Origin of the sequence: Asanoa hainanensis (assembly GCF_900188485.1) — a bacterium.
GTDB classification, from domain to species: Bacteria; Actinomycetota; Actinomycetes; order Mycobacteriales; family Micromonosporaceae; genus Asanoa; species Asanoa hainanensis.
Map to the genome: position 1 here is coordinate 435,496 of NZ_FZPH01000001.1, position 13,298 is coordinate 448,793.

General features: G+C 73.1%; 12 protein-coding genes and 2 pseudogenes. 7 read left to right on the forward strand and 7 right to left on the reverse strand.

What is annotated here, in order from left to right:
• Nucleotides 1–11: 11 nt before the first annotated feature.
• Nucleotides 12–866, reverse strand: a complete 855-nt coding sequence (locus CHC05_RS02055) for an MHYT domain-containing protein (RefSeq protein WP_342745598.1) — start codon at nucleotides 864–866, stop codon at nucleotides 12–14.
• A gap of 145 nt (nucleotides 867–1,011) precedes the next feature.
• Nucleotides 1,012–1,953 (reverse strand): helix-turn-helix domain-containing protein, encoded by a 942-nt coding sequence (locus tag CHC05_RS02060; protein ID WP_245870616.1) that lies wholly within the window; start codon nucleotides 1,951–1,953, stop codon nucleotides 1,012–1,014.
• A 124-nt stretch (nucleotides 1,954–2,077) separates the two neighbouring features.
• Between CHC05_RS02060 and CHC05_RS02065 the strand changes: the two genes are divergently transcribed.
• From CHC05_RS02065 to CHC05_RS02080, 4 genes and pseudogenes are all read left to right on the forward strand, one after another.
• Entirely contained in the window at nucleotides 2,078–2,923 is an 846-nt protein-coding gene (locus tag CHC05_RS02065; RefSeq protein ID WP_089244010.1) for an ABC transporter ATP-binding protein, read from the forward strand.
• Nucleotides 2,920–3,750 (forward strand): ABC transporter permease, encoded by an 831-nt coding sequence (locus CHC05_RS02070; RefSeq protein WP_089244012.1) that lies wholly within the window; start codon nucleotides 2,920–2,922, stop codon nucleotides 3,748–3,750. Before CHC05_RS02065 ends, CHC05_RS02070 begins: the two co-directional genes overlap by 4 nt.
• Nucleotides 3,751–3,797: 47 nt before the next feature.
• A pseudogene (locus tag CHC05_RS02075) lies at nucleotides 3,798–4,325 on the forward strand (GNAT family N-acetyltransferase); the annotation flags it as partial.
• A gap of 51 nt (nucleotides 4,326–4,376) precedes the next feature.
• A pseudogene (locus tag CHC05_RS02080) lies at nucleotides 4,377–4,685 on the forward strand (DUF952 domain-containing protein); the annotation flags it as partial.
• A gap of 19 nt (nucleotides 4,686–4,704) precedes the next feature.
• Here the strand turns inward: CHC05_RS02080 and CHC05_RS02085 are convergent.
• The 4 genes from CHC05_RS02085 to CHC05_RS02100 form a co-directional block, all read right to left on the reverse strand.
• The gene (locus CHC05_RS02085) at nucleotides 4,705–7,662 is read right to left on the reverse strand and encodes a glycosyl hydrolase (protein ID WP_089244014.1); all 2,958 of its coding nucleotides are present in this window, start codon (nucleotides 7,660–7,662) and stop codon (nucleotides 4,705–4,707) included.
• Nucleotides 7,663–7,759: 97 nt separating this feature from the next.
• A complete protein-coding gene (locus CHC05_RS02090) occupies nucleotides 7,760–8,101 on the reverse strand; it encodes a hypothetical protein (protein ID WP_089244016.1) in 342 nt (113 codons plus the stop codon).
• Nucleotides 8,098–8,439: a hypothetical protein gene (locus CHC05_RS02095; RefSeq protein WP_089244018.1), complete on the reverse strand. Its 342-nt coding sequence runs from the start codon at nucleotides 8,437–8,439 to the stop codon at nucleotides 8,098–8,100. Before CHC05_RS02095 ends, CHC05_RS02090 begins: the two co-directional genes overlap by 4 nt.
• An 81-nt stretch (nucleotides 8,440–8,520) precedes the next feature.
• Nucleotides 8,521–9,084, reverse strand: coding sequence for a TIGR03086 family metal-binding protein (locus CHC05_RS02100; protein ID WP_089244020.1), 564 nt, complete (start codon nucleotides 9,082–9,084; stop codon nucleotides 8,521–8,523).
• A 99-nt stretch (nucleotides 9,085–9,183) separates the two neighbouring features.
• Between CHC05_RS02100 and CHC05_RS02105 the strand changes: the two genes are divergently transcribed.
• Complete coding sequence (locus CHC05_RS02105; protein ID WP_089244022.1) at nucleotides 9,184–9,831, forward strand: NAD(P)H-binding protein; 648 nt, start codon at nucleotides 9,184–9,186, stop codon at nucleotides 9,829–9,831.
• On the opposite strand, the gene CHC05_RS02110 is transcribed toward CHC05_RS02105, so the two are convergent.
• Nucleotides 9,828–11,156: an AI-2E family transporter gene (locus tag CHC05_RS02110; protein WP_089244695.1), complete on the reverse strand. Its 1,329-nt coding sequence runs from the start codon at nucleotides 11,154–11,156 to the stop codon at nucleotides 9,828–9,830. The genes CHC05_RS02105 and CHC05_RS02110 overlap by 4 nt on opposite strands.
• Before the next feature lie 119 nt (nucleotides 11,157–11,275).
• On the opposite strand from CHC05_RS02110, the gene CHC05_RS02115 reads away from it, so the two are divergent.
• Together CHC05_RS02115 and CHC05_RS02120 are read left to right on the forward strand one after the other, a co-directional pair.
• Entirely contained in the window at nucleotides 11,276–11,992 is a 717-nt protein-coding gene (locus CHC05_RS02115) for an ABC transporter ATP-binding protein (RefSeq protein ID WP_089244024.1), read from the forward strand.
• The gene (locus tag CHC05_RS02120) at nucleotides 11,989–13,296 is read left to right on the forward strand and encodes an FtsX-like permease family protein (RefSeq protein ID WP_089244026.1); all 1,308 of its coding nucleotides are present in this window, start codon (nucleotides 11,989–11,991) and stop codon (nucleotides 13,294–13,296) included. Before CHC05_RS02115 ends, CHC05_RS02120 begins: the two co-directional genes overlap by 4 nt.
• The last annotated feature ends 2 nt before the right edge of the window (nucleotides 13,297–13,298 follow it).

The window sequence follows — 13,298 nt, forward strand, 5'->3', positions numbered from 1 at the left end:
AAACTATTGGGTCAGCGGCGGCTCTGGAAACGCGAGGCCAGACCCTGGGGGTCGGGGCCCGACGTCGGCCGGGCGGGCTCGTTGCGGGCGGCCAGGCCGTGCGGGTCCGGAGCGGGGGCCGTGCTCTGCGGGCTGTCGGTCCGCCCGGCCATCCGGTTCTGGAGATACTCGGCGCCCGCGCGGTCGTCGGCGGTCGGTGCGGCGAGCACCGCGTAGACCAGGCCGATGACGACCAGGATCACGGCGAGCACGATCGGGACCAGCAGGTTGGAGGCGGTCGCGCCGGACTGGGTGCCCTGTTCCTCGTGCAGCTGGGCCGACATCGAGTACATGCCGGTGAAGTGCATGCCGTTGACCGCCACGCCCATCACCAGTGCCGAGCCGATCACGGCGAGGGTGCCCTTGACGTTGGTCGCCAGCCAGAGCGCGACGGCGGCCGCGACGACGGCAATGGCGATCGAGAGAACGACCTTGGTGGTGTCGTAGTGGACTTCGGCGTTGAGCCGCATCGCGGCCATGCCGGTGTAATGCATCGCCGCGACGCCGAGGCCGGCGATCACGCCGCCGACGAGCACCTTGAGGAGCATCGGGCGGCCCATTCCGGCGATGAACAGGCCGATGCCGACCATCACGATCGCCAGCAGCGCGCTGGCCGCGGTGAGCCCGATGTCGTACCGGATCGGGGCTCCGGTGACCGAGAATCCGAGCATCGCCATGAAGTGCATGCTCCAGATGGCGGTGCCGCCGATCGCCCAGGCGGCCAGCATGAGCCACCACGAGCGTTGTGCGGTGCCGTGCGCTTCGCGCGCCCGCTGGGCACAGATCAGGCCGAGTGCCGAACCCAGCACCGACAGCGCGTAGCTCAACGCTGGAGTAATCCAGCCGTACCCGAATTGATCAATGTGCGCCATTATTCGCTTCCGTTGTCCGGCCCTCTGGTTGCGAGATCAACAATGTCCTACCAACGGGACGATGACCATGACACTTTCGGTCATAAACCGCTGGGTAGCCTCACGATGACCGGGCGAGGGCCGTCAATGCGGTCCGCTGTGTCCGGGTCAGCTTGGGTATCGCCCGGTAAGCGGTGCCGTGCTCCCGGCGAATTACTACCGGTCCGGTCAGATCGGCACGCCGTACGGCGTCGTGCAATGCGCGCTCGACCCGGGTCGCCGGCCAGTCGAGCCCGGCACTCAGGGTGGCCGGCCGCAGGGCCACGCCGGCGTGCACCAACGCGGCGGTCACGGTCAGGACGTCGGCGACCTCGGCGTCGGACGGACCGCCGGACATGTCGTCGCCGAGCCGGCCGAAGAAGCCGGCCAGCTCCGCGAGCCGGACACCGGCCGGTGACTCCCGGCCGAACACCGCGGCGCCGCGGGCCGCCGCCTCGGCCCAGGCCAGGTGGGCCCGCGCGCTGGTCTCCCACGAGCGCGACCAGACGTCGTCGTCGACCAGGTAGCGCTCCCGCCGGCCGACGCGTTCGCGGCGCAGCAGGTCGAGCGCCGTGAGATAGCCCACCGCCTTGGACACCGACGCCGGGCTGACCCGCAGCCGCTCGACCAGCTCGCGGGCGGTGAGCGCGCCGGCGTCGGTCGTGTAGAGGCAGGACAGCACCCGGGCCACCGTGCGCGGAATGCCGGCCCCGGCCATGATCGCGGCGAACTCCTCGACGAACGCCCGCCGCTGCTCGGCGTTGTCCGCCGAAGGCGGCTCGTCGGCACCGAGCGCCGGCTGCTGCCGGCGCGCCCGCCGGGTGGTCGCCCGATGCGCCCGGTCGGCCGCGTAGCCGCGCGGGCCGCCGTTGCGGGCCACCTCACGGGTCACGGTCGAGGTCGGCCGGCCGAGCGCGCGGGCGATCTCCGCGTAGCCCTCACCCTCGGCCAACCCGGCCGCGATCGCCATCCGCTCGTCGTGCGTGAGCCTGCCACCGGGCACGGCCACCTCCGTTGCGTTCATCGTCAGCCCATTGCAACAACTGTTGCGTTTCCGGCCACCGCCATTGCAATGATTGCCGGAATCCGTTGTCAGCAAACGACTTTACCGTTGACGGTGCCGTGAACGAAACCTACTGTCCGCCGGTATGACAGTCATCGACGTCGACGGCATCCGGATGCGCTACGGCCCGGTCGAGGTGCTCCACGACGTGACCTTCCGGGTGGGCGCGGGCGAGACGGTCGCGGTGCTCGGCCCCAACGGCGCCGGCAAGACCACCACGATCGAGATCCTGGAGGGTTTCCGGCGGCCCTCCGCCGGCCGGCTCACGGTGCTCGGCACCGACCCGGCGCGCGGCGACGACGCGTGGCGGGCCCGCGTCGGCATCGTGCTCCAGTCCTGGCGCGACCACGGCAGGTGGCGCGTGGGCGAGCTGCTCGACCACCTCGCCGGCTACTACCCCAGGCCGTGGCCGGCTGTCCCGTTGCTGGCCGCCGTCGGCCTCACCGGCCAGGCCGACCAGCAGGTCCGGACGCTCTCCGGTGGGCAGCGCCGCCGGCTCGACGTGGCGATCGGCGTGGTCGGCCGTCCCGACGTGCTGTTCCTGGACGAGCCGACGGCGGGCTTCGACCCGGTTGCCCGCCGCGAGTTCCACGACCTGGTCGCGGGGCTGGACACCACCGTGCTGCTGACGACGCACGACCTCGAGGAGGCCGAGCGGCTCGCCGACCGGATCGTCATCCTCGACCGGGGCCGGGTGGTCGCCGACGGGACACCGGCCGCGCTCGCGCACGAGATCGTCGGCGCCGACGAGGTGCGCTGGCGCCTCGGTGGCCGGCGGTTCCAGGAGTCGACGCCGGACTCGACGGGCTTCGTCCGCGAGCTGTTCGCCGCGCACGGCTCGGCGATCGCCGAGCTCGAGGTGCACCGGGCGTCGCTGGAGCAGACGTATCTCACCTTGGTCCGGCACGCGGAGACGGAGGTGGCGGCGTGATCGCGCTGCGCTCGGGCTGGCGCCGGGGCCTGATCCTGCTTCGGCAGTCGTTCAGCAACGGCCCCGAGCTGTTCTCCCACCTCCTCTGGCCGCTACTCATGGTCGGCGCCGCGGTCGCGCTGCGCGGCCGCGATTTCGGCGCCTTCTCCCTCGGCGCGCTGGCGGTGCCCAGCATCCTCGGCATGAACGCGGCGTTCGGGATGGTCTCGCTGAGCCAGCAGCTCACCGCCGACCGCGAGGACGGCACGCTGCTGCGCGCCCGGGCTACCCCGCACGGCCTGCCGGCGTACCTGATCGGCACCCTGCTGCTGGTCGGCGGCGGGCTGCTGGCCGACCTCGCGGTCTTCCTGGTGCCGGCGGCCCTGCTGGTGCCGGGCCTGGTGACCGGCGGCGCGGGCACCTGGCTGACAGTCGTCGGCCTGCTCGCGCTGGCGATGGTGGCGACGCTGCCGCTGGGCGTGGTGCTGGGCTCCGCGTTCGGCACCGCCCGGGCGCAGAGCCTGCTCACCCTCCCGATCCTGGGCCTGGTCGGCATCTCCGGCATCTTCTACCCGCTGGCCGCCCTGCCCGGCTGGTTGCAGGCGATCGGTCAGGTCTTCCCGTTCTACTGGCTGGGGCTGGGCATGCGGGCGGCGCTGCTGCCGGACGCGGCCGTGGCGGTCGAGCTCGGCGACTCGTGGCGGCACGCGGAGACGGTCGGCGTGCTGGCGGTCTGGGCGGTGGCCGGGCTGCTGGTCGCGCCGGTGGTGCTGCGCCGGATGGCCCGGCGGGAGTCCGGCTCGCTGGTGGCGGCCCGCCGGGACCGCGCGTTGCGTCGGGTCGGCTGACCAGAAAACGTGGTGCGCGGTGGCCGTCGTGCGCGATAGGAACAGGCATGCCCGCGCTGCAGCCACCCACCGTCGATGTCCACCGGTCGTTCCTCGCGGCCATGACCGAGTTCCAGGCGGAGGGGCGCGGTGCCACCGACGACCAGACGATGATCGGATCCGAGCTCCGCGAGTACGGCGACCGCTGGGCGGAGCCTGGCGTGTTCGCGGAGTACGTGGCGGGCCTGCGCGCCGACGAGGAGACGCCCCGCCGGGCGGGCTTCGTGCCGGCGACGACGCTGTGGTGGGTCGACGGCGACACCTACCTCGGGCGGCTCGCCATCCGGCACCGGCTCACGGAGGGGCTACGTGAGCTCGGTGGGCACATCGGCTACGACGTGCGGTCGACCGCCCGGCGGCGCGGCCACGCCACCGCCATGCTGCGCGCCGCGCTGCCGATCACCCGCTCGCTCGGCATCGTCTCGGCGCTGGTCACCTGCGACGTCGACAACGTCGGCTCACGGAAGGTGATCGAGGCCAACGGCGGCGTGTTCGAGGACGAGCGCGCCGGCAAGCTGCGGTTCTGGGTGCCGACGGCGCCGGTAGGCTCGGCCCCTGTGATCTACAAGCTGCTGGCCACCGCCGAGTGGCGCGCCGCCGAGGCCGCCGGGGTCTACGCGGGCTCCGACTTCGACCGCGGTGACGGGTTCATCCACTTCTCCGGCGCCGACCAGGTGGTCGAGACCGCCGCCCGGGTGTTCGCCGGGCAGACCGGCCTGACCATGCTGGCCGTCGACCCCGACGTGCTGGGCGACGACCTGCGCTGGGAGGCCTCCCGCGGCGGTGCCCTGTTCCCCCACCTGTACGCGCCGATGCCGCTGACCGCCGTCGTGGCCGTGATCGCCCTGCGCGACGACATCCCCGTCGACGAGGCGGTGGCCGCGGCCCTCCCGTGAGCGCCGCGGCCAGCCCTGCTTACGAGACGGTGAACGGCACCGTCACCGTCGACTGCCTCCCCTCGGTGGCGGTGGCGTCGACCCGCACCGTGGTGGGCGCGTTGCCGATCGCGTTCCACACCTCCAGCCGCGCACAGCCGCCGTTCATCGCGGCGAGCGTGCCCGACGAGGAGCGCAGCCCGGCCGCCTGGGTGTAGTTCTCCGTGCCGACCACCGGGTCCGTGGCGAAGTAGTTGTAGGTCTCCAGCCGGCTCCAGGTGCCCGTGCCGGACGGGTCGTAGGAGACCCGCGCCTGCAGGCCCTGCGCCACCGCACCGCCCGCGTCGACCTGGAGGCTGAACGCGGTCGCGCCGCTGACCGGGCCGCGCAGCCCGCACAGCGTGAAGGTGGCCTGGTTGTGCGGGGTGCCGTCCCAGTTGCCGTTGGCCGCCGCCAGGGTGACGGTGGTCGCGCCGGCACCGGCCGATGTGGACAGCAGGCCGCCCGAGCGCACGAACAGCCGGTTGGAGCCGACCGGTGGGTTGCTGGTCGGCGGGTTGCTCGTGGGTGGGTTGCTCGTGGGTGGGTTGCTGGTCGGGGGGTCGGTCGGCGGGTCGGTGGGCGGGTTCGCCACTCCCCCGCCGCCGCTCCAGGTGAAGGCGCCGGTGGTGGCGGTGCGGCCGGCGGCCACGGTCAGCGTCCGGCCGTCGGAGAACCGCACGGTGACCGGGTTGGCGGTCACGTTCGTCGCCACGTACGTGCGGACGCCGTTCTTGGTGAACACCGCGTAGAGCGGCGTGTCCGCGGTGACGGTGGCGTCGACCGTGCCGAGCGCGGCGACGTTGCGGATCCAGTGGAAGGTGTGTGCCCGGCTCTCCCCTTCTTCCGGCGGATAGCTGGGGTTGGCCCGCAGCGCCGCGAGCGCGGCGTCGCCGGAGCCGCCCGAGCCGAGCGCCCGGAACGACCACAGGATGTCCTGCCAGACGGTCGGTTGGCCGCCGTTGTTGCGTACCAGCTCGTCCCAGTTGGTGTTCACATAGGACGGCCGCTGGCCCATATAGAGCGAACCGCCGGTGATCGGCAGCAGGTTGATGCCCTGGATCATCTCCGGCTCGCCGCTGAACCAGGTGGCGTACGCGCCGCCGTCGCCCCAGACCATGCCGACCGCGCTGTGCCCGAACGCCGCCGGGTAGTTGGTGTCCGACGAGTCGAACCAGTACTCCTGGATCGCCTGGGCCTGGGTCGTGTAGATGAACAGGCCGGCGTCGCGGACGGCGGTGTTGCCGGTCGCGATGCCCCACTGGATCAGCGCGTTGGCGAAGTTCATGCCCTCCGACGACGACTCCTGGTTGTTGCCGGCGCCGAACGCGGCGTGCCCGGAGGCCCAGTCGTGCCCGGCGTAGATGTCGAAGTCACGCAGGAACGGGAACATCGGGTCGTTGCGCTGCCAGCTGTTGGCGTCGCGGATCAGCAGGTTGACCATCGCGCCGTACTGGGACTGCGCCGCCCAGGCCGGGTCGAACCGGGCGAGGGTGGCCGCCGCCGCGATGAAGTAGCCGTAGTGGAAGTGGTGGTCGTTGAGCTCGGTGTCCGAGCCGTACGAGGCCGGGAAGCCGACCAGGGTGCCCCAGGCGGCGTCGTACGCGAAGACGCGCTGGGTCTTGCCCGACGAGGCGGTGAACCAGTCGGTGAGCCTGGTCTTGATGGCCGCGAGCATCCGGTCGCGTTGCGCGGTGCGGCCGAGCTGGTCGGCGATCTCGGCGAGCCGGGCGGCGCGGCCGAGGCCCTTGCCGGTCCAGTAGGTGTCGTTGCCGAAACCGGCGAGCGGGTCGCTGTTGGCCGACTGGTCCAGCAGCGTGCCGAGGGTGGTCAGGTCGGCGCCGGTCGACGTGGCGACGGCCGGGACCTCGGGCAGCACGCCGGTGAACTTCGTGGCGGTGGTGAAGGACGACGCGCCGACCAGGGTACGCATCGGGCCGCGCGCCGACACGTACGTCGGTGTGATCGGGGTGCCGGCGGCCAGGTTCTTCCACTGGTGCGGGTAGAGGCTGACCACGGTGCCGCCGCCGCTGCCCTCGCGGGCGGTGGTGGCGAACGCGTACGTGGCGTTGACGGTGCTGGTGGCCTGGTTGAACGACCAGCTCACCGTGGTGCCGGTGACGTGCCGGTGCGCGTAGGTCGCGTAGCTGTCGGCCAGCGCGGTGCGCTCCGCGGCCGGCGTCGAGGTCGTGGTCGGCAGCAGCGCCACCGACAGGTAGCCGCGACCGGCCAGGGTGGACGTGATGGTGGTGCCGCTGACCGTCCACGTCGCACCGGTCGGCGCGAACGCGACGTAGTCGTGGCCCCGCATGGTGAAGCCGACCCGGGTGCCGCTGTTGACCCAGACGGCCGGCGCGCTCGGGAAGCTCAGCACCGCGTTGCCACCGGTCACCTGGGCGTACACGAACGGCAGCCCGTGCCCGATGGTGGTGCGCAGGGTGCGCCCGCCGCCGGACCAGTAGGGCGAGACGGTCCAGTCGGTCCAGCCGTCGACCTTCACGTCGGGCGAGCTGAGCCCGGCCACACCGAGGGTGAATTCCCGGCTGTACGGGTAGTGGTACTCCCCCACGGTCGTCGGCGTGCCGGAGACGGTGGCGGTGGTGGTGTACGAGACGCCGAGGCCGTCGGCGGCGGGCTGGAACGACATCGGGTGCGCGTGCAGCGGTGCGGAGTACTGGCAGCCGACGTTGTCCCGCTTGTAGAGCAGGGACGACCACCAGTCGTTGGTCGGCACCGCGCCGGTGGGCGCGTTGGCGGTGACGTAGAGGCGCGGGTTGGCCGAGACGCCGGCACAGGCGACCGGTGCGGCGGCGCCGGCCGGCCGGGTCGTGGCATAGCTGCCGGCGCCCAGGGGTGCGGCGCCGGCCCGGTCGATCATGGTGAACGAGAGCACGGTGGTCACGAGCGCGACGGCCAGGACGGCGGCGGTGGCGCGCCATCGGCTGGAGAGCGATTTCATGGTGCCTCCGGGGACGGTCGGGGGCGTTCTGTTGCTGAGCAGGTGACCAAACCCAGAGGCAGATGTCAATGGCTTCTCAGTGGGCGAGAGAGCGCTCTCACGAGGTGGTCCCGGCTGCCTCCGGGTCCCGCGCCCGACCGCGCAGCACCGCGACCACCAGCAGAGCCATGCCGGCGGCGTCCGCCAGCGCCATCGCCATCGCCAGGCTGAGCGTGACCAGCATCGGCGGCAGGTCACCGATGCCGGGCACCCGGTCCGGGTCCATGCCGTCGAACGTCCACCGCAGGCTGTCGAACCACCATCCCAGGGCGAGGCTGCCGGCGAGAACCGCGAACCCGGCGATCGCGGCGCGGGCCGCCGCACCCAGCCGCCGGCGGAGCGCGATCGCCGCCACCAGACCGCCCAACACGATCGCCGGATGCACCAGGCCCATGATCATGAGGTCGCCCCGGCGGTGTCGGCGACGGGCTCGACCGCGGCGACGCGCGGGGAACGACCGGCGAAGACGGACAGGACGACCAGCAGCATCCCGGTGGAGTTGACCACCCAGCCGACGTTCGCGAGCAGGCCCATCCGCCGCACGATGGCCACGGAGTCGCCGTCCTCGAACAACTGGAACATGGTAAGCGCCCAGGCGAGGTAGTTGACCAGCCCGAGTGACAACAGTGCTGACCCGATCCCGGCCAGCCAGGCCGCGGAACCGAGCCGACGCCGCCGGGACAGCACCAGCGCCAGACCGACGAGCAGGACCAGCAACTCGGGCAGTACCTCCGCCACAACCAACGACAGCAACCGCGCCCCCCGCATCGATGATCAAGTCGGATCATCGTAGGTGCCCGGTGCGGCCGGCGTGGGTCCCTACGGCCGCCAGGACGGGTCGCGGCCGCTGACCGCGAGGACCGTCGCGAAGGGACCCACGTCCGGGGTGACCGGGACCGGTGGGGCGAAGATGCCCATCGCGCGGCCCTGTTCGGCCATCTCGGCCATGAAGCGGGCGGTCAGGTCGACGGCGGCCGGGTCCGGCTCGTAGTCCTGATTGGTCGCTCGGGCCAGGTCCCAGCCATGGATGGTCAGGTCCGCGGCGAGCATCGCGGCCACCGCGGCCGGCGGCATCTCGTGCCCGCCCATCGAGATCGGCGCCGCCGGCGGGGTGGCCCAGCCCTCGAACGCGGCGGCGGCGTCGGTGGCGAAGCGCGCGGCGAAGCCGTCGTCGACGAGCTCGGTCGTCCACAGCTCGCCGGGCACGGGACCGCCGCGCCCGGCCAGCGCCAGCGCGCTGCCCACCTGCAGGAGGTGATTGACCAACGTGCGCACGTCCCAGTCGGCACACGGCGTCGGAGCGGCGAGGCGGCCCGCCGGCACGCCGCGCAGGACTGTGCCGGTCTGGCCGGCGGCGGAGGAGATCACGGTGTCGAGGTGCATGCGGCCCACGTTAGGTGCGCGTCCAGGTGGCCGGCTTGAAGAAACGCGACACCGGCCCGCTATGCCCACGTCCTCGATCGTCAGGCGTAGCGTCGGGGCATGAGGATCGTCATCGCCGGCGGCCACGGCCAGGTGGCCCGGCTGCTCAACCGGCGGCTCGCCGACGCGGGCCACACGCCCGTGGCCATTTTCCGCGACGCGGACCAGTCCGCCGACGTGGTCGCGTCCGGTGCCGAGCCCGTGGTGCTCGACCTGGAGAGGACCTCCGTGGACGCGGTCGCCGCAGCGCTGCGCGGGGCCGACGCGGTCGTGTTCGCCGCCGGTGCCGGCCCGGGCAGCGGCCCGGCGCGCAAGAAGACGGTCGACCGCGACGCGGCGATCCTGCTGGCCGACGCGGCCACGGCGGCCGGCGTGCGCCGTTACGTGCTGCTCTCCGCGATCGGCGCCGACGACTTCGACCCGGCCCTCGACGACGACTTCGAGGTCTACCTGGAGGCCAAGAGCGCCGCCGACGCCGACCTGCGCCGGCGCGACCTGGACTGGACGATCCTGCGGCCGGACGGCTTCACCGACAAGCCGGGCACCGGCAAGGTGACCGCCGCCGAGACGGTCGCCCGCGCCAGCATCCCGCGCGCCGACGTCGCAGCCGTGATCGCCGCCGTGGTGACCGGCAACCTGGCCGTGCGCCGCCAGTTCGAGGTCACCGCCGGCGACACCCCCATCGAGGCGGCGATCGCCGAGCTCTAGGCCGGTTTCGGGGCGGGCGGTGGGTCGACCGACGACTCCACCGTCGGTGGCACCGGCGGGTCGGTGGTGTCCGGTGGTTTCGGCTCGTCGTCGTCGGTCGGCTCGGTGCCCGGCGGTTCCCGGTCCGGGGTCGGCTCGCCGGTCGGATGGTCGACGAGATAGCGCACCGCCGTGTTGGCCACCGCGAGGATCGGCACCGCGACCAGGCCGCCGACGATGCCGCCGACGACGATGCCGGTGGCGATCGCCAGGATGACCGACAGTGGGTGCAGGGCGACCGCACGCCCCATGATCAGCGGCTGGAGGACGTGGCCCTCGAGCTGTTGCACGCCGATCACGATGGCGAGCACGATCAGCGCGCTGATCGGCCCCTGGGTGACCAGGGCGACCAGCACGGCGGCCGCGCCGGTGACGGTGGCACCGACCACCGGGACGAACGCGCCCAGGAAGACCAGGGCCGCCAGCGGCAGCGCCAGCGGGATCCGCAGGATCGCCAGGCCGATGCCGATGCCGACCGCGTCGACGAAGGCGACCAGCACCGTGGCCCGCACGTACGAGACGAGGGTGTGCCAGGAGTAGTGCCCGGCCCGCGCCACCGGCACCCGGGCGCCCCGGGGCAGCAGCCGGCAGAGGAACGTCCAGATCTGTTCGCCGTCGCGCAGGTAGAAGAAGAGCGTGAACAGCGCGAGGAAGAACCCGGTGACGACCTCGCCGACCGTCGTCGCCGTGCTCAGCGCGCCGGTCGCGAGGCTCTCGCGGTTGTCGGTGAACTGCCGCTGCAACTGCTCGATCGCGTCACTGACCTGCGCCTGCGAGATGTGCAGCGGGCTCTGCGCCAACCACCGCTGAATCTCGTCGATGCCCTGCCCGACCTGGTCGGAGAGGTCGTCGAACTGGGAGATGAAGGTCTGCACGATCAGGCTGAGCCCGCCGAACACGACGATCAGGCCGCCGATCAGCACCAGCGCGGCGGCCAGCGACTTGTTGACGCCGCGCCGGCGCATGGCGGCCGCGACCGGCTCCAGCAGCGCCGCCAGCAGGATGGCCACCACGACCGGGATGAGCACGACCCGGAGCAGACCCATCACCCGCAGCAGCAGGTACGCGGCCCCGACGAACAGGATGATCCGCCAGGCCCAGGCACCCGCGACGCGTACGCCACGGGGAATGCCGTCGTCGACGCTCGGTGCCTTGTCGACCAGCACGACCGGCGTCTCGCGCGGCGCCAGGCGCTGCGGCGGCGTGAAGGGCGGCGGGTCACCCCGGCGCCCGGCGGTGCTCAGTGTGCTGCGCGCCCGCGCACGGACGGACTCGACCCAGGTCATGCCGCCAGCGTTGCCCATCCACGCAAGGTCGGAAACCCCCGAACGGTGCGGTCGACCGCACCAGCGCCAGGCGGGCGGCCCGGTCGTGCCCGCACCCGGCGGCGGCGAGGCTGGTCGGCATGGATGACACACCGGTGGTGGCGGACGGGCTGGGTCGGCGGTACGGGGATCGGTTCTGGGCGTTGCGGGACGTCTCGCTGGCCGTGCCGGCGGGCCAGTTCGTGGCGGTGATGGGCGCGACCGGGTCCGGCAAGAGCACGCTGCTGCATTGCCTGGCCGGGTTGGACCGACCGACGGCGGGCCGGGTGCGGCTGGCCGGCCGGGACGTCACCCGGCTCCGCGAGGCCGCGCTGACCCGGCTGCGCCGCGACCGGGTCGGTTTCGTGTTCCAGTCCTACAACCTGCTGTCGACGCTGACCGTCTCCCGCAACGTGCTGCTGCCGGCCCGGCTCGGCGGCCCGCGGATCACCCCGGCCGCGCTCGCGACGATCCTCGACGCGGTGGGCCTATCCGGGCTCGGCGACCGGCTGGTCGGCGACCTGTCCGGCGGGCAGCGCCAGCGGGTCGCGGTGGCCCGGGCGCTGGTCACCCGCCCCGCCGTGGTGTTCGCCGACGAGCCGACCGGGGCGCTCGACCCGACGACCGGCGGCCAGGTGCTCCGGCTGCTGCGGGACGCGGTCGACCGCGACGGGGTGACGGTGGTGATGGTCAGCCACGATCCGCTCGCCGCCGCGCACAGCGACCGGTTGCTGCTGTTGCGGGAGGGGCGGTTGGTGGCCGACACGCGTACGCCGGACGCCCCGTCGATCTCGGCCCTGCTGGCGGTGGCGGCGTGAGGGCGGGGATCGCGGCCCAGGCGCTGCGCGCTCACCGATGGGCGTTCGTCGGCCCGGCCAGCACCCAACTCGTGGCGGCCATGGTGCTGAGCGCGACGCTGACTCTCCGCCTGACGGTCGACGGCTCCCCCGACCTCCTGGACGCGCTGACCGCGTTCGCGCTGATCGCCGTCTACCTGACGATCCTGCTGGTCGGGGTGACGATGAACGCCGCGATCGCGCAGCAGGCGCGGGACGTCGCGCTGCTGCGCGCCATCGGCGCCACACCCGGCCGGATCCGGCGTGCGGTGGCCCTGGAGGCGGCGGTGGTCGCGCTGCCCGCCGGGGGCGCCGGCTACCTGCTCGGCCTGCTGGCCGGCTGGGCCTGGCTGGGCAGCCTGGTCGACCACGGCCTCGCACCCGCCGGCGCGCGGTTCACGCCCGAACCCCTGCTGCTGGCGCCGATCCTCGGCGTCCTCGTGGTCACGTCGACGGTCGGCGCGCTGATCGCGGCCGTCCGCCCGTCCCGCGCCCGGCCGGCCGTCGCGCTCGCCGAGGCCGAGACCCGCCGCCCACGGTTCACCGCGGTAAGGGCCGCGTTCGGGCTGCTGCTGGTGGCCGGCGGTGTGACGCTGTCGGTGTCGATCGCCGACCTGGCACCGGATGCGGCGGACGACGCGGCGTTCTTCGTGATGCTCGCGCTCTGCGTCGGCGTGGGGTTCCTCGGCCCGTTCGTGCTGCGGTCCGCGGTCGCGGTAGGCCGCCCGGTGCTGGCCCTCGCCGGTGGCACCGGACACCTGGCCGCCGACAGCGTGGCGGTGCTGTCCCGGGCGCTGTCCGGCGCGCTGGTGCCGCTGGTACTCGCGGTCGCGTTCGCCGGCGTGAAGATCGCGGTGCACACCACGACCACGCACGTCACCGGCCGCGCCGGCCCGGCGGCGGAGGCCTGGCTGGACTACTCCGGCACCACGGTCTACTGCCTGTTCGCGGCCGTCGCGGCGGTCAACACCCTCGCGACCGTCGTGGTCGGCCGGCGCCGCGACCTGGCCCTGCTGGGGCTGGCCGGCGCCACGCGCGGGCGGGTGCTGGCGGTCGTGGTCTGCGAAGCTGGCATCGTGACGGTCACCGGTCTCGTCCTCGCCACCGGCGTCGCGGGCGTGACGCTGATGCCGATGGTCCACACGGCCCTGGGCACCTGGATGCCTTATGTGCCAACAACCACCCTCGCCGCCGGCGTGCTGGTCACCGCCGCCGTTGTCGCCGCCGGCACAGTCCTACCGGCCGCGCTGTTGACCCGCCGCCCGCCGGTCAGGGAGGTCAGGTGAAA